A 15,794-nucleotide genomic window follows, 5' to 3' on the forward strand; every position below is an offset into this window, starting at 1 on the left:
ACTACGACCCTCCCCCTTCCGTCTCCTCGACCTTGAGGGTCATCTTGCCCTCTTCGAGGCGCAGGAGCACCGTGTCGCTCTCGTTCGTGCGGAGCACGCGGAGGACGGGTTTGTCGCTCTGGTAGTCGTGGAGCATCGAGGTGTTGCTCTTGTCGGATTTTCCGAAGAGCAGGTGTTGCCCCTGGCCGTCCTGCGGCACCCGCGCGCCGGGCCGGTGATCGAGGACGCGGACGATCTCCGCGCGATCGAAGAAGCACGCGAGCCGCACCCGCTCGTTCTTGTAAACGGGCAGGTAGAAGGTGCCCGTCGCCTGCGCCGACATGTACGGCGCCTTGATCTGCTTGCTCTCGAAGGACGGGATCTCGACCTTGTACTCGTCCACGGACGTTGTCTCGTTCGCGGTGATCTCGTAGGTGACATCGGTGTCCTCGCCCACCGCGCTCACGCACTTTCCTTCGAGGTAGCCCGGGAACTTCGGGGGTGCGAACGGCGGGAGGGACACGAAGGGGTCGTCCTGGTCCTCGAGCAGGAGGCCGAGCTCGATCTCGAACCCCGTCGCGGTGTCGCCGTAGTCCGCCTCGGGGCCCTGATCGAGCGCGCGCGCCGACATCGAGAGATCGAGCACGCGCAGGTCGCCCGGGGTCGTGCGGATGGAGCTCGGGAACCCGCCGCTCGTCGACGCGGTGACAAGGCTGCCCGGGGAGACAGGCACGGCGGGGAACCGCGCGAACGAGAGGGTGAGCCGGGTCGCGGGCGCGCGCGCGCGGGCTGTCTCGGCGGTCACCCGATCGTCGCCCTCCTGCGCGACGTCGGAGCAGATCACCACGTCGTCGTAGATGCCAGTCGCGGCGTCCTGGTTCGTGATCGCCGAGAGCTTCGGGGACGCCGCCGAGACGTTCAGGACCCGCGGGGCGTACCGCACGGGCTCGGCGATCTCCCAGGTCAGGTCGACGACGTCCTCGCGCGGCAGGACCGCCGCCGTCCCCGAGGCATCCTTGGTCTTGGAGAGCTTGTAGGTCCCGGCCGTGTGATCGAACGTCAGGACGCCCGCCTTGTGGCTCACGTACCAGGTCACGAGATCGTAGAAGCTCGCGCCCGCGGCCCTGGGGAGGTGGAAGAACACCATCGGCACCGCGGCGGACAGCGTGTCCCAGTCGTAGGAGAGCGTGATCTTGTCGCCCTTGTTGGCGTCGAGGACGTCCTGGAACGACTGGTCCACGGTGAGAAGCGTCGGGTGGTGCTGCCTCCAGAGGGCGCGCGCCGCGTCCACGAAGCGGACCCGATACCTGCGGTAGAGCACCGGGCGCTCCGTGAAGCCCTTGTCGTGGATCTTCTCGGTCACGCTCCGCTCGACGACGAGGCCGCGCGTCGCGATCGCCGGGATGGTAGGGTCCTTCTGCGCGTCCGAGCGCACCGCGCTGACGGAGAGGCTCACCTCGGCGAGATCGGGCTTCTGGAAGTCGGCGAGCACGCCGTCCGTGTACTGGCCGCCCCGTGTCTGGTCGTCCTGGAGGACGAACTCCACCGTTCCTTCGGCGCCCCACGGCGTGAGCCGGAGCGAGAAGGCGCGCACGTTGCCGCCCTGGATCGTGTGGGCCGTGCCGCCGCAGGTGAGCGTCAGGGTGGCGGCGAGGCGGTCGTTCACGCGGGCGCCCTTCCTCCGTCCGGACCCGGGGCCATGGGCTCGACGGTCACGTAGCGCAGGATCGTGTGCATCCGGATCCAGAAGGCCGCCGGGCTCCCCTCGACCTCGCACTGGAGCTGGAAGGCCGCGTACAGGGTGCTGTCCGCGCCGAGGAAGGTGAGCACCGGCCTCTCGGCGCGCGGCTCGTAGTCCTCGATGAGCCTCAGCATCTCGCGGCCCAGGGCCTCGATGAGCGGGTTCGTCGCGAGGTGCTCCTCGTAGTCGCCGAGGCCGAAGACCTCCGCCGCCTCGGCATATCCCTTCTTCGCGTTCAGCACGGTCGCGAGGTTCCGCGCGACCGACTTCAGGGCGGGCTCCATGCGCTCACCGGCCAGACGTCCCAGGAGGCCCATCGTCCGCCCTCAGCGCGCCGTGCTCGCCGGATAGGTCCAGTAGAGGGCGGCGCGGATGCCCTCCAGCTCCTTCGGGCGCAGGAAGCCGATGGAGCGGCTGGCACGCACGTACTTCCACTCTTCTTCGGGCGTGGCGACGCGCTGGGCGCCCTCGCGGTGCGGCTCCATGCGCTGCGTGTCCGCGCGGTGCGGCTCCATGCGCTGCGTGTCCACGCGGTGCCCCTCCAGGCGCTGCCGCTGCTTGCCGTCGGGCTTCGGGAGCGCATAGACGTCGAACCGAGCGCCGAAGTCGGCGGGGGAGGCGCTCGTCCGGGCGGGGCGGATACCGCGCGTGGAGTGCTGGTTGATCCATGGCAGCCGGCTCGGCTCGCCGAGGCGCACGTTGTACCGCTCGAGGGGCATCTCGCCGTACGGCGTCGGGCGCTCGATCACGAGGTAGATCTCCGGCGCGTCGAGCACGTCCTCGGGGATGTCCTGCGCCACGAAGCGGCCCTCCGACTCGACGAGCTGGATGGTCGGCGTCGTGAGGGGCAGCCCGTCGATCCGGGCCTCGATCGCGTAGATCAGGTCGCCGAACAGGCCGCCGAGGTTGTCGTGATCGTACCTCGGAAGGAGGCTGTCGGGCAGCGTGCCCTCCACGAGGTGGAGCTCCACGAGGAGCGACCGCAGCGCCGCGAGCACTGTATGCGGGTGCAGGCGCGCGTGCGAGCGGCTCTCGGCGCCCTGGGGAGCGTCGAGGAGCGCGTCGTCGAGGAGCGCGACGGCCTTCATCACCTCGGCGCGCCCGCGCAGGAAGGCCTGCGTGGGGCCGGCCGACCTTCGGGCCTGGGCCACGTGCTTGCGCAGCTCGTCGGAATACCGGGTGAGCCGGTCTCGCAGCCCGACGAGGCGCGCGTGGAGATGGGGAGTCGATCGGAGCCGGAGGAGGGGTGGGACGACGGCCGGAGCGACGTAAAACGCCTTGCCGTCGCGCGTCTCGAAGCGCCCCACGTGCAGCGATCGGCCGCGCGCGGACGCCTCCTTGAACGACAGCTCGGATCGGAGGGTGATGCGGGGGGTCCCCACGGCGCCCGCCCGCTGGCCCTCGGCGGGCTCCGCGGGGAGCACGTGGAAGTACACGTCGACCTCGGGCGTGCCCGCGGCCTTGAGCTTCGCGGGCTCCGGGAGAGAGAGGTTGTCGGAGGAGCGGACGATCGGCCCGCCGGGCATGGCGGCCGTCGCCCTCTCGAGGCGCAGGATCCCGCGCGAGAGGTCGCCGGGATCCCATTCCAGCTCGATCCAGCCGTACGCCGGGAGCCCGGGAGCCTCGGCCCGCGCGCGGGATTCCTCGGACAGGGACTCCTCCAGAGACTCGAAGTCTTCCGGGCGGAGGATCTGTCCGAGGTGCCAGTCGACGCGGCCGAGGCTCTCCATCTCGTCTCCCGTCAGCCGAGGGCCAGGCCCCAGGACTTGACGACGTTCTTCTGATCGGCGGTCGCGATGTGGAGGGTCTGCGCGCTGGGCTGCGGCTTGATCCCGATCTGGAACGAGTAGTTGATCGGAGACTGCACCTCGGTGGAGGCGTCGTCGGCGACCGAGACGTTGAGGTCCTCCCCGCGCTTCTCGAGCAGGCCGTTCATGTCGGTCTGGTTCGCGTGGAACGCGAGGTAGTACTTCTTCGCGACGGGGTCGTAGTCGTACACAGCGAACTGGTACACGACCTCGACGCTCGTCAGGCTGTTGATGATCAGGCTCGCGAGGGTCTGCCGGTTCGGCGCCGAGACCTGGCCGGAGAGGTACACCGCGTCGGTGACGCCCGTCTCCCACAGGGCGCCGCTCAGCACCGCCACGCACTTGAGATCCGTGGTGGGGTTCGTCGGGTCCTTGCAGGTCTGATCGACCGTGAGATCCGTGCCGGCGACCTTGATCTTGGTCAGGTAGCCGACAGGGGTCTGCTTGTCCTTCTTGTAGTTGTATCCCTGGTAGATATCGAGGCTTCTTCTGTATTCAGGCATGGCAGCTCGTCCTTTCCTCGGATCGCTTCAGGATCACTTGCCGCCCAGGCTGGCTTCGAGGCGCAGCTCGACGTCCATGCCCTCGAACTGCACGTGCGGGAGGACCGAGATGACCGACTTGTACCAGCCGAACGGCCCGGGCTTCGGCTCCACGGTCACCGAGGTGGCCTTGAAGGGGTAGTAGCGGAGCGTGAGATCGTCCGGGTTGGTCACGGTGGTGACGTAGCCGGAGAGCCACTCGGCCAGCGACTTCTGGATGTAGTCGCCGTCCGCGGTCGACCCGATGTAGTCGCGCACCATCGCCTTGACGTAGTGCGCGATGATCGTGATCGAGTAGGTGTACGCGAGGTTCGTGACGAGGAAGGAGTTCTTCGTCGCGACGTCCTCGAGGAAGTTCCTGCCCTTCTTCACGGACTGGGCGCTGAAGAACGTGGCGACCGCCTCGCCCTTCTTGTGCACGAGCGCGATGAGCCCGTTCCTCGCGAACTGGTACTCTCGGTAATCGGGGATCACGATCTCGACGGGCGGGAGGAACTCCTCCTTGCCGTCGACCCCGATGGCCTTCGTGCCGTAGACGATCTCGTCGTCCTTGCGCGTGTACGAGAAGACGGTGAGGCCGTCCACCCTGCCGCCGCCCTTCGGGCCGCGGATGTGCTGCGCCCACTCGCTCGTCGCGTACGAGCGGATGAGGTTCTTGCCGAACAGCACCACGGGGTTGCCCCAGAGGAAGTTGTTCTCGTCGCCCGGCCGCTCGGGGTGCACCGTCTCTTCGTAGGCGATCTCGTTGCCGAGCTCGGGCTCTCCCGTCGAGCCCCACGGCGTCCGGACGAGGTACCGCGGCAGGATCAGGCCGATGTAGGCGGCGTAGTCCTCGTCGCGGAAGGCGTCCCATTTGCCGTACTTCGGGTTGGACAGGACGGCGTCGAGATCGGCCAGATCGGCCACGTCCTGCATCGAGTCCTTGCCGATGAACTTGCTGTTCGCCGAGGCGAGGAACGGGCAGTGCGCGGACGCCGCGATCTTCGACATGGTACGCAGCCACCTGATGTCGGCGCCGTCGCCCCGCACGTCCTCGAACTCGTAGAGCCCGAGCATGGTCGCGAACGGCTCCCCGCCGTACCGGTCGTACTCCTCGATGTAGACCTTGCGGAAGAGCGCGCTGGAGAAGATGTCGGAGTCGTGATCCAGGAAGTCGTTGCGCAGCTCCTCGCGCGTGACGTCGAGGAAATCGATCACGATGTTCTCCTGCTGGACGTACTGGCAGAGATCTTCGAGCCCCTTCCAGTTCCGCTCCAGCTCCTGGAACCCGGGAGCGTGGTAGATATCGTCCAGGTATTCGCTGAGCTGTCGATCCACCTGGGCGCTGAGCTTCGAGCAGACGTCGAGGAGCTCGCTCAGGTTGGCGCCCTTGCCGGAATACAGCTTGAGCTTCGAGCCGGGCGCCAGAGGGCCGGTCGGCTTGGTCGTCACGATGTCCACGTTGAGGAGGAGCGCGGCGAGCTCGTTCATGAGCCTCGCGCCGTCGCTCACGGTGACGTCGTGATCGCGGAACTCGACCTTCGAATAGCGCACGGGCGCGCCGTTCTGGGGGGCCGGGCCCTGCAGCTTGACGAGCGCCAGCGCCCCGTTCTTGTCGACCGTCTCTCCCACGGACGAGCCGACCGCGCTGAGCACCGCCCTCTGGAGCTCCGGCGGCGCGCCCGACGAGCCGCCGGCCGACGCGGCGGCGGGCGCCGCGGGCTTCACGATGGCGAGCTGCTGGTAGCCGGGCTGCAGAGCGGCCTGCAGGGCGAGGAGGCCTGATGTGTCGTTCTCCAGGGCGGCGCGCATCGTGTCGCGGAGCGCGGGCACGTTGCGCAGCTCACTCTTGAGCGATCCGAGCAGCTCGCTGATGATCCCGAGGCGGTTCAGCTCCGGGATGTTCGACGCGATGGTGTCGGGGTTGAACGCCGCGATGGAGTCGAACGGCAGGACGCGCTCGGCGTTCAAGGGGATCTTGCCGTTCGGCACGACCGGCGGGATCGGCGAGAGGGGGGCGGCGTTCAGCGCGTCCGACGACGTCTTCACGCCCTCGGCGCTGGCCTGGGCCCTTGTGGCGACGTCCTTCCGGACCTGGGTCCTGGCGTCGGTGGCGTCCGCGGCCGTGGCGCTCTGCCCCTTGGCGATCAGGGCGGCGAGCGCGTCGTGGGCCGCCTTCGCGGCGCTGGCGGCGTCCTTGGCGGCCCCGCCCGCCGACTTCGCGAAATCGATAAGGTCGCGGGCCTTCTGCAGCGCGGCCTCCGCGTCGGCAGCGGCCTTGTCCAGATCCGCGCCGCTCTTGCCGTCGAGCGCGGTGACCTTGGTCGCCGAGGCATCTGTGGCGGTCTTGGCGGTGTCCGCGGCGCCCTTGGCCGCGGCCGCGGCCTTCACCGAGGCGTCGGCGGCGTCCTTCGCGTCTTGCAGCGTCGTGGCGCCGAGCGCGGTCTTCACCGCGTCCGGCAGCGCATCGATGCTGAGGGCGTCGGTGGCGGTCTTCTGCGCGCCCGCGTCCGTGACCTGCTGAGTCGCTCGATCGACGGCCGCCGCCGCGTCCACGGCGAAGCCCTTCTGCTCGTCCGGGACCAGGCCTGCCCACTGATCCATCGTGATCGGCGTGGCCACGACCTTGGTCTCGTCCTGCTCGGATTTCTGGACGTAAAGTCTCGTTCTAAAGGCCCTCTCGCCCTTGCCGACCGTCTCGACCACGCCCGCGACGACGCCGACCGGCTCGTCCCGCGCCGGGATCGTGAACAGGCCGCGCACCTTGCCGCCGCCGCCGAGGCCCGCGTCGATCATCGTGGGCAGGCTGTCGGCGACGAGCTCGACCTGGGCGCCGAAGGAGAGCTTGCCGGCCACCTTGCAGAGGCCGTTCTGGTCCTCGGTGCTCGCGAAGCTCGCCGAGCCGGAGAGCTTCACCTGCACGCTCTCGGGCGTTCCCTCGGACGCCTTGCTGGCGGGGAGAGCGCCGGTGAGCTGGAGGTTCGTGATGGTCCCGGGCAGGTCGGTGGCGAGCCACGGCTCGAGCTTCACATAGGGGAGCAGCTCCCCCATGAACTTGTCCACCCTGGCGCCCAGCACGCCGAAGACGTACGAGCGAATGGGCCTGTCATAGAGGGAGGGGAGGTGGGAGACCCGGTTTGCGTACTCACCTTCGGCGTGAGCGTGGTCCCCGGTGAAGTTGCCGAGCACGAGCAGCCGGAAGGGCAGCTTCTTCTGCGCCTCCGTCCCGCTGATGCGCGTCCTGTAGCGGAGCATCAGCCGGGAGCGGAACCGTTCTGGGAAAGGATAGGGAAATTGATTGCTCACGATCTTCTCCTGGGCGCGGGCTCTCACACCGCGGAGCAGGCATCACGAGCCTGACCGCCTTCCAGCGCGATATGGCCAGCATTTCACGGTCCAGCGGCCAGGGCCAAAGAAGCGCGGTGCAGCCCCGGTTCGCCTCGCTTCAATCGCCGCGCGAGCGCGGCGCGCGCCCCTCGAAGATCAGGCGCACTTCGGGCCGCGAGGCCACGACGAGGGGCTCCACTCCCACCCTGCCGTCGCCGAGCCGGAGCGCCGCGCGCCCGTCCGGATCGACGAGCCAGACGCGGAGGAGCGCCTCGGTGGGGTCGAGCCCGCGCCATACCGTGTTTTCCAGCCGGCGCATCACCTCGACGGGCCAGTCATTTTCGGTCCACGTGTCGTTCGACGTCTTGAGGAGCACGACGTCGAACCCCCACGTCGGGGAGCGCACGGTGCCGCCGAGCATGGCCGAGCCGAGCGCCGCTCGCCCGAGCTCGGCCGCCATGGCGGCGAGCCTCTCGGTGAACATCCCTCTCCGGACGGAGACCTGGAATTCGGGGAATGCCCGCGAAAAGAGCCAATGCAGCCCCGAGGGGGTCGCGAGCCTCGAGATCTGCCGCAGCCTCTCGCCGAGGTACCGCCCCGCCGGAGCGAGCCAGCCGCTCGAGCCGGGGTCCAGGGCTTCGAGCCTGTCGCGGAGGAGCGCCGCGTCGATGTGCTCGATCAGCGTGAAGAGGGGCGGCCCGAGCAGCGGATCGGCCTCCAGCTCCCGGAAATACGACGGGAGCGCCGACGTGGCCGACCGGAGACCCAGGTTCAGCGTGATGGTCACTCCGGCGGGGCCGAATCCGATGGAGTCCACGGCCGAGGGCTGCGGCGCGGCGGACGAGCGGCCCCGGAGGTGGATGGGGCGGCCCGGAAAGAGGCGCTGGACGAGCCGGTAGAGCGCCCACGGCTCGAATCGCCGCGCGTGCTTCGCGAGCGCCGACTCCAGCTCTCCCGCGGGGGGCGCGCCCGGCGGGTCGGAGGAGGCGGGCAATCCGGGCGCGGCCACCGCCGGTCACCCGTCCACGAAGGCGTCCAGGTCCACCTGGTAGAGCTGCTCCAGCGCCTCCCACCGCGGACTGCCCATCTCTTCCCAGCAGGGCGCGATCTCGTCGATGTGCGAGGCGAGCGCCTGGAAATAGGGCACGAAGACGTCGGGGAAGAACACCTTGGGATCGAAGCTCTTGAGGGTGCGGCGGAGGTCGTCCGCGATGACGGCCGCCTTCGGGTATTGCCCGCTCTCGACCAGCATGCTGAAGGCCTCGAGCTTCCGGAGGAGGTGCGCGAACGCCGGAGAGATGCGCAGCGTGCCCGAAGGAGCAGAGGTGTCCGGCGCCCGCGGGAAAGAGGAGCGGGCGGGCACTGTCTCCGAGGTGGGCGCCGGGTCGTCCTCGAAAGCCTCCGGGGCCTCTGGCGCGACGTCGGCCATCGGCTCGGGCGGGGGCTCGGGCCGCGGGGCCGGCCTGGCGGGCGCGGCGACCCGATCGAAGTGCGTCCTCACGCGCGCCTCCAGCTCGGAGAGCGAGTCCGTCGAGCGCGGCGCCGGGAGCGCCGCGGTGATGGCCTCGCGCAGCGCGGCCGAGGCGAGGAGCGCGGGCCCGCCGACGGCGTCGTGATCGGCGCGGCTCCACTGCTTGAAGGTCGCGTCCTTCATCCTCTCATGGACGTCGATGTGCTGGACGATCGTCCGGAAGAGCGTCGAATACGCCCCATCGACCGTCCGCTCCTTGCGCTCCGCGGGGCGCAGCGCGCTCCACCGCTCGGCGACGGCCTTCCGGAGGGAGGTGAAGATCGGCGCGAGCGCCTGGGGCCCCTGCTCCGCGAACAGGCCGAGCGCATACGCGGTGATCACGCGCACGTCGGTCACCCCTTTTTCGAGGGCGCTCCTGGCCACATCCGCGCCGGTGATCGGGTCGTTCGCCATGGCGCTCTCGAGCGCGGGCAGACGGCCGTCCTCGGCGTCCCTCCCGCCGCCCGAGAGCGCCTTTTCGAGGAGCGCGGGGTCGAGCATGCGTCAGACGTCCATCACCTTGAATTGCCCTGGATTGAGCACCTGGATGACCCCGCCCCAGGAGCACATGAGCTTGCAGGAGACGTCCGTGGCCGGCGGCCCTTTGATCATCACCTTGGTGTTGCCCGGCAGCCACGTCCCGGCCGGGACCGGCACGCACGGCATGGGCGTGAGCACGCCCAGCGCGGCCGAGGTGGCCGAGGCGACGGTGGGATTGGCGAGCGAGGTGCAGGCGCCGAACGGGGGAATGGTCGCTATCGCCGCCATGTCGGCGATGTTCGCGGAGGGCGCGCTCGCGAGCACGCCCTTCACGGGGAGCACGGCGAGCGTCGAGGGGGCGAGCCCGAAGCTGCACATCATGGTCGCGCCGGCGACGACCTGGGGACCGGACATGGAAGGCGCTCCTCTCGCAGGAGCGCGAGCATGCCCGAGGCGAGGGGAGGAGTGAAGTTTTCGGGATCAGAGGAACTGGCGCACTCTCTCTGGATGCTGGAGGCGCCGGGGGATCTGCAGCTCCGCTTCGAGCGCTGTCTGGAGATCCGCCTTCGTGCGGGCGATCGCGCCGCCCATGTGCGTCGTGGCGAGCCGAATACGGACTTCCTGGGTGCTGGAGACGTGGACCCCGGCGACCGCGGCGGCCGCGGTCGTGACGCCGATCTTGGGCCGAGGATCGTACATGACCGCCTTGTCGCGAGGCGGAAAGAACGCGGCGGGCACCGCGTTGAAGGCGCCCCCGTACCACTCCGTCCAGTTCATGAAATTGCCGTTGATCGCGGTGGTCTCGTCGATCAGCGTGCCTCGCAAGTACTCCGTGACGCCGTTCACGTGCTGGCGGACCATGGTCGAGGTGGTGAGGATCACGCGCGCCAGCGGGTTGACCCGATCGAACTGTTGCATGAGCCAGTTGCTCGCGCGGTTGAACGCGGCGGCCACGCCGTCCACGCCGTCCACGATGCCGAGGGCGATGAAGAGGGCGTACGTCCTCGCGTTCCGGACGCCCCCGCCGTTCGCGGTGGCCGCCCCGGAGTTCGCGTGGCCTCCTCCGCCGGGGAGCGATACCGACTGGGCCTCCCATCCGGTGTTGGGGTCGTGATCCGGGGCGAACATGCCGCCCGCCTGGGTGGTCCCCGGCGGCCTCGCCCCGAGCGCCGCTTCGAGCTTGGTGTGCGAGATGAGGGTATTCGCCGGCGCGGCGTTCGGAGCGAGCGAGAAGCCCATCTCCGCGTCGATCAGGAAGGGCCCGTTCACGGTGGCCATCACGTTCTCCTGGTGGAGATCGGTGATCCCGAAGGCGTTCGCGACGGCGATGAGCTTGCCCATCCCGTGGAAGTACCTGCTCGCCTGCTGCTCGGTCATCGCCTGCGCGCGAGGCTTGAACTCCATGTATCCATAGCCGGCGTTGTGCTTCGGCGCGCCGATGTGGAGCAGCGGCAAGCCCATGTTCAACGTGTCGAACAGGCTCCTGAAGTTGGCCACGCGGGGGTGGCCTTGCGCGCACGCCGCGAAGGACTGCGGCGACCCCATCAGCATGAGCTGGAACGTGAGGTCGGTGGGCTTGTAGACGACGCGCACGCCGTTGCCGTACCTCACGATCACCACGCGGCGCGCGCAGACGTGCGGGTCGCTCCCCTGGATCTCGATCGCGGCCACGCCCCCTCCCACGCCGAACAGGGTTCGCGAGGAGGGCTCTGTCGCGGTGCAGGCGAGTGACGATCTCGACCCCGAACTCGAGATAGGACCGCCTGACGAGCTTGATGAGCGCGTCGACCCGGTCGGCGACGGTGGCCGGGAGGCTGTACACCAGGTTGGTGAAGAGGCTCCGGCCGATGCTGGTCGTGGTCGTGAGGAGACCGCGCGTGCGGACCGTCCGGAGGGAGCTGACGATGCTCCACTCGCCGCGCGCGTACAGCATCGCGGCGGTCCGGCACGGGCCGAAGAGGTCGCGCACCGCGTGGTCGAGGAGGCCCGAGGCGATGAGGGGCGCCATCATCGCTCGCATGCCGTCCGCGCCGAGGTGCCAATCGAGATCCGAGACGATGGACCGCAGCGCGCTCTCGATGTAAGGGCGGGCGCTATCGGCGTTGTTCAAGGGCGCGAGGGACACTCCCTGTGTGCCGATGAGCTGGAGCCCTTGGTTCAGCGCCTGCGTGATCTCGTTATCGTACACGGGCCACCGAGCGCGAACGTACCCGTCATGCCGGCGAACACCAAATTCGCCGCGCGTCGCAGGTGATTCGCGCCCGAGCAGGCCGCGGCCCGAGGCTCATCCGCCGGTCTCCCCACGAGGGGGCGGTGAGGTCAGCCGCCGCCGCAGCTCCACGAGCGCGGCGACGCCCGGGTTCGCGGCGCGCGCGTGGAGGCGGCCGGCGCGGTAGTTGGAGGCGCACCACTCCGGGTCGACCTTCTTGCCTTTTCCGCGTCCGTACAGCGGGAAGAGCTCCACCGCGTCCGGGGTGTAGTCTGGCCCGAAGCGCTCGCGGACGAGCTTGTCGATCGCGTCGGTGAAGCTCGGCTCGCTCTGCCGTGCGCCGATGAACACGCACAGCGCGAACCGCGTGTCGCCGCGCGCGGCCGCGCCCGGCAAGGGCACAACGGCCGCGCCCTCGCAGAAAGGCAGCTCGGTCACCGCGAGCGACAGGGCCTCTCCCGGAAATACTCGCGCTGACCTTCGAGGGGTGAGCGTGCTGCCCCACAGGTACTCCGACGCGACGCGGGCGAGCAGGAAATAGCCGTCCTTGTCCGGTTTGTCGCCGCGCCGCACGAACAGGCCGGCGTCGCCGGTCGTGGGCTTCTTCGTGGCGGGATCGAAGAGGTCCCACGGCACCCCGGGAGAAGGCAGCGCCTTGGCGTTGATCCCCTGGGGGCGCCGCGCCGAGAACAGCACGGTGCCTCCCGCGGCCGTGTCGATCAGCAGGTTGGAGAGGGGCAGCTTGCCGAGGTTGTTTCCAGCGACCGCGGCGCGCGTCTCCATCCAGTCGAGCGGCTCCCCCACGTCGCGGAACAGCGCCTTGAGCGAGCCCGGCCACGCGCGGGGCGAGGCGCGCAGCGCCGCCGTCGCGGACGCGGAGAGGCCGAGCACGTTGACGCCCTCCGCGTCGAGGACGGCGGGGGTCGACTGGAAGGTGGCGAGGGGGACGGAGACGTACGCCGCGCCCGCGAGCCACGCCGACAGCACCATGGGCAAGAAGGCCTGTTCGTGGTGGAACCCCGGCGCCGACAGCCGCTCTCCGGGCGCGAGGCGATGGACAAGCATCGCGTCCGAGAGGGCGCTCGAAACCACGGTCTCCGCGGGGACGAGGGTGGCTGTCCCGAAGGGCGCGCGGAGCGGCGAGAGCGCGCCGAGGCACGGCTCCTTCGGGGCATAGGCGTGCGGGCCCACGGCGGGTGCGCGCGGAGGGGCCGCGATCGGGAGTGCCTTCTTCGCGAGCTTCTCGCCCACCTTCGCGGGCGCCTTCGGATCGAGCACGACGTGGGCCGGCGCGAGCGCATCCATGGCGGCCGCGAGCGCGAGATCGCCCTTCGGCGTTATCCAGGAGACGCACGCACCGGCGTACAGCGCGGCGGCGAGCGCCACGACGCCGGCCACGCCGGGCGGGAGGACGATCGCGATCGCGGCGCCTGGGTTGACGCCGAGGGGCGTCCACGCCGCGGCGAGCGCGGAGGCCCGCGCGTGGAGCTCGGAGAAGCGGAGCCGCCCCGGCGCCCCTCGACTCGGCACCTCGACGAAGGCGATCCTGTCCGAGGCGGCGTGTCGCAGCACGGCGTCGGCGTAGACGTCATAGGCTGTTCCAGCGCGGCTCCTGAGCGTGCCAGTCCGCTCCGCGGCGAAGGCGAAGAGGGCGCGCCGGAACGCCGCCGGGTCCTCCCACGTGGCCGAGAGCGGCCCGGGATCCGTGGTCTCGTCCTCGCGGCGCAGCTCGACCGAGCGGAGCAGGGCGGCGAGATCGATCGGCATCCCGCGCTCGTAACCGAGGACGCTCCGCCGGGTCAAATCCGCGGAGCTTCTCCCGTGAACAGCGACTGCTCCAGAACACCGATCAGCTTGGAAACCAGAGAAATGAGCCGCCAAGACGCCAAAAGACGCCAAGAAAACAATAAAATTTTGGCGTCTTTTGGCGTCTTGGCGGCTCAACTTCTCGCCGTCTGCGTGCAGCTTCAACCCGTTTGTCGCTCTAGCGCCTGTCCGGCTCAGGGATCGATCACGAGCGTTCCAAACGCCTCGGGGACATGGAAGTTCGGCTTGCTCGTGCGGGGCGGGCTCCACGCGAGGTACTGCCGCGGATCCTTGCCCTCCATCCGGTACAGGTTCATGGGCAGCCGCGCGTTCGGGGCGAGCGCGCCCACGATCCCCGGCGCCGCCAGCAGCGCCTCGATGACGGCCGTGCGCGCCTGCGCGTCCTGGCTCGTCGCGATCGTCGCGCCGCTCGACCACGCCGTGTCTTCCTGGCGCGCGTCGCGGTCGATCGCGATATCGAAGAAATGGCCGAACGGCCCTATCTCCACCTCGAAATACCGTCTTGGCGAGCCAGGGGCCGGCGTCAGGAAGAGCTCGATGCAGTCCTCTTTGTAAAGTCCCTTCCTCTCCTCGCCGATCGGCTTCGAGCGATCCGTGTTGAGCCCCGTGTTCGAGAGCTCGAAGAGCGCGTGGAGCCCCTGTTTCGACCAGAGGAAGCGCGCCCGCGTCGTGAACCCGGTGCGCTTGCCGGCATAGTCGGTGTCCCACTGCACGGCCTTCGCGCCGCTCCATGCGGCGTCGTCGGCCTTCCCGTCGATCACGATCTTCTCTCCCGGCGGCAGCGGCGGCGCGTGCGCCTCCGGCTTCGCGGGGCCTCCGTCCGACCCGCCGCCCTGCTCACCGCCGGGCGCCTTCTGCGAGGCCGGCGGCGCGGGAACGAGCCCCTTCGCGGGCCCGCCGGGCAAGGGCGCCTGCCCGGGCTCCCAGTCGAGCCGGAAGGGCGCCATCGCCTTGTAGTGGACGGGCCTCGGGCTCTTCAGGAGGTCTGCCCCGTCTCCCGTGATCGCGGTCGCCTTGAGATCCAGCCCGAAGCGCTTCGCCGCGGCGTCGATGAGCGGCGAGGTCCTGTGGCCGCCGAGCTCGCGCGCGAGCGCGGGGCTGTTCCACACGCCGAGGAGCTCCGCCGCCACGCGATCGACCCGCACCGGGTTCGTGCCGCCGATCGCCACCATCTCCGCCGTGGGCTGCAGGACCTGGAAGCCGTCTCCGCCCATCGCCGGGGCGCCGTCGCCGAGCACCGCGTCTGGCGCCGATATCTCGAGCACGTCGACCATCCGCTCGGCGAAGACGCGGAGCGACGACAGGTAAAGAGCCCTGTCTTCCTGGCCAGCAGCCTTCGTGTCCAGGTACTCCTTGAGCTCCCTGTGCATCCTCCACTTCTGCTTGTAGGCAGGCGCGCTGTCCGACAGCATGACCGTGCCCTGCATGCCCTTGATGCCGACGGAGATGACCGCGTACCTGTGCATCTTGAGCCGGGGGAGCGACAGGAAGAGCCCGTGGTCGAGGTGCTCTGCCAGCACCTTCGGCATGAGCAGCGTCGGGACGTGGGTCGCCTGGATGCCGCGGATGGCGAGGGGCTTTCCGGGCCTGTCCCCTGCGACGTCGTAGACCCCGTCGTCGTCCATCGCGACGAGCGCGGCGCCCTCCTCCGCGGCCATCGCCTCATAGCCGGTGCGCTGCGCGAGGTCCTTCCAGAACTTGTGCGAGTGGCCGCATCCCTCGGCGATCGTGATCTTCGTGTGCCCGCGCGCCTTGAGGCACTGGACGACGCCTCGCACGAACTCCGGCTGGGTGATCCGGCCCGTCACGCCGTCGTCGCCCTTGGACTTCGCCGGGTCCTTCACGCTGTCGAACCCGCAGATGTTCGGCTTGAGGAGCACGGGAGTCGCCGCGGGGCGCCTCGGCACCACCGCCTCGCAGATGCGCTTGCCGAGCTCCAGGGGACCCTGGCCGCGGAGCACGGTGACGGGCGAGTCGTCGGCCTTGATGCGCTCGACGTGCCGCTTCCTGAGGGCGGCGCCGTCGATGCTGTCCGACGCGATCACCGAGGGCCCGGCCTCGTACCGCTGCGACGCGCCCGCGACCACGTCGGTCGACGCGCTGGGGACGGCGGTCGGGACGGCCGGGTGCGCGGAGGCGGCGGCGAACGAGGAGGCGGTCGGCGCCGGCGCGGGTGAGGACGTCGCCGCGTCGGCTGGCGGCGCCGCGGCGGTGGGGCCGCCGTCGCCGGGCGGCTCGCCTGGTTCCCGCCGCCGGTCCCCGCAGCCCGCAAGGGCGGCGAGCAGCGCCGGGAGCGCCGCGATCGCGAGGGAAGAACGCCGCGCCCGGCGGCCGTGGGTCGCCCGTGTCGTCTCCATGCTCGCCGAGCACGATGGGGCGAAACGACGGCGGC

The 15,794-nt window shown here is 69.9% G+C and carries 12 protein-coding genes; 1 reads left to right on the top strand and 11 read right to left on the bottom strand.

Annotated elements, in window-relative coordinates; genetic code table 11:
* Window position 1: 1 nt before the first annotated feature.
* From POL72_RS21055 to POL72_RS21095, 9 genes are all read right to left on the bottom strand, one after another.
* Window positions 2-1,645, bottom strand: a complete 1,644-nt coding sequence (locus POL72_RS21055) for a hypothetical protein (RefSeq protein ID WP_272097277.1) — start codon at window positions 1,643-1,645, stop codon at window positions 2-4.
* A complete protein-coding gene (locus POL72_RS21060) occupies window positions 1,642-2,004 on the bottom strand; it encodes a GPW/gp25 family protein (protein WP_272097278.1) in 363 nt (120 codons plus the stop codon). The genes POL72_RS21055 and POL72_RS21060 overlap by 4 nt, the downstream gene beginning before the upstream one ends.
* A 42-nt stretch (window positions 2,005-2,046) precedes the next feature.
* The gene (tssK, locus tag POL72_RS21065; RefSeq protein ID WP_272097279.1) at window positions 2,047-3,450 is read right to left on the bottom strand and encodes a type VI secretion system baseplate subunit TssK; all 1,404 of its coding nucleotides are present in this window, start codon (window positions 3,448-3,450) and stop codon (window positions 2,047-2,049) included.
* Between the two features lie 11 nt (window positions 3,451-3,461).
* Window positions 3,462-4,031 carry a hypothetical protein gene (locus POL72_RS21070; RefSeq protein ID WP_272097280.1) on the bottom strand — a complete coding sequence of 190 codons (570 nt, stop codon included), beginning with the start codon at window positions 4,029-4,031 and terminating at the stop codon, window positions 3,462-3,464.
* Between the two features lie 33 nt (window positions 4,032-4,064).
* On the bottom strand, window positions 4,065-7,355 hold the full coding sequence (gene tssC / locus POL72_RS21075; protein ID WP_272097281.1) for a type VI secretion system contractile sheath large subunit: 3,291 nt from the start codon (window positions 7,353-7,355) through the stop codon (window positions 4,065-4,067).
* Between the two features lie 139 nt (window positions 7,356-7,494).
* Window positions 7,495-8,385, bottom strand: a complete 891-nt coding sequence (locus POL72_RS21080; RefSeq protein ID WP_272097282.1) for a hypothetical protein — start codon at window positions 8,383-8,385, stop codon at window positions 7,495-7,497.
* A 6-nt stretch (window positions 8,386-8,391) separates the two neighbouring features.
* Window positions 8,392-9,387, bottom strand: coding sequence for a type VI secretion system protein IglI family protein (locus POL72_RS21085; protein WP_272097283.1), 996 nt, complete (start codon window positions 9,385-9,387; stop codon window positions 8,392-8,394).
* A gap of 3 nt (window positions 9,388-9,390) precedes the next feature.
* On the bottom strand, window positions 9,391-9,780 hold the full coding sequence (locus tag POL72_RS21090) for a DUF4280 domain-containing protein (RefSeq protein WP_272097284.1): 390 nt from the start codon (window positions 9,778-9,780) through the stop codon (window positions 9,391-9,393).
* A 66-nt stretch (window positions 9,781-9,846) separates the two neighbouring features.
* Window positions 9,847-11,037: a DUF4135 domain-containing protein gene (locus POL72_RS21095; protein WP_272097285.1), complete on the bottom strand. Its 1,191-nt coding sequence runs from the start codon at window positions 11,035-11,037 to the stop codon at window positions 9,847-9,849.
* A gap of 46 nt (window positions 11,038-11,083) precedes the next feature.
* On the opposite strand from POL72_RS21095, the gene POL72_RS21100 reads away from it, so the two are divergent.
* Window positions 11,084-11,620, top strand: coding sequence for a hypothetical protein (locus POL72_RS21100; RefSeq protein ID WP_272097286.1), 537 nt, complete (start codon window positions 11,084-11,086; stop codon window positions 11,618-11,620).
* Window positions 11,621-11,650: 30 nt separating this feature from the next.
* Here the strand turns inward: POL72_RS21100 and POL72_RS21105 are convergent, their stop codons facing one another.
* The gene (locus POL72_RS21105) at window positions 11,651-13,342 is read right to left on the bottom strand and encodes an AMP-binding protein (RefSeq protein ID WP_272097287.1); all 1,692 of its coding nucleotides are present in this window, start codon (window positions 13,340-13,342) and stop codon (window positions 11,651-11,653) included.
* A 233-nt stretch (window positions 13,343-13,575) separates the two neighbouring features.
* Window positions 13,576-15,759, bottom strand: a complete 2,184-nt coding sequence (locus POL72_RS21110; protein ID WP_272097288.1) for a DUF362 domain-containing protein — start codon at window positions 15,757-15,759, stop codon at window positions 13,576-13,578.
* Window positions 15,760-15,794 lie beyond the last annotated feature (35 nt).

It is taken from the genome of Sorangium aterium, from assembly GCF_028368935.1.
GTDB lineage: Bacteria > Myxococcota_A > Polyangia > Polyangiales > Polyangiaceae > Sorangium > Sorangium atrum.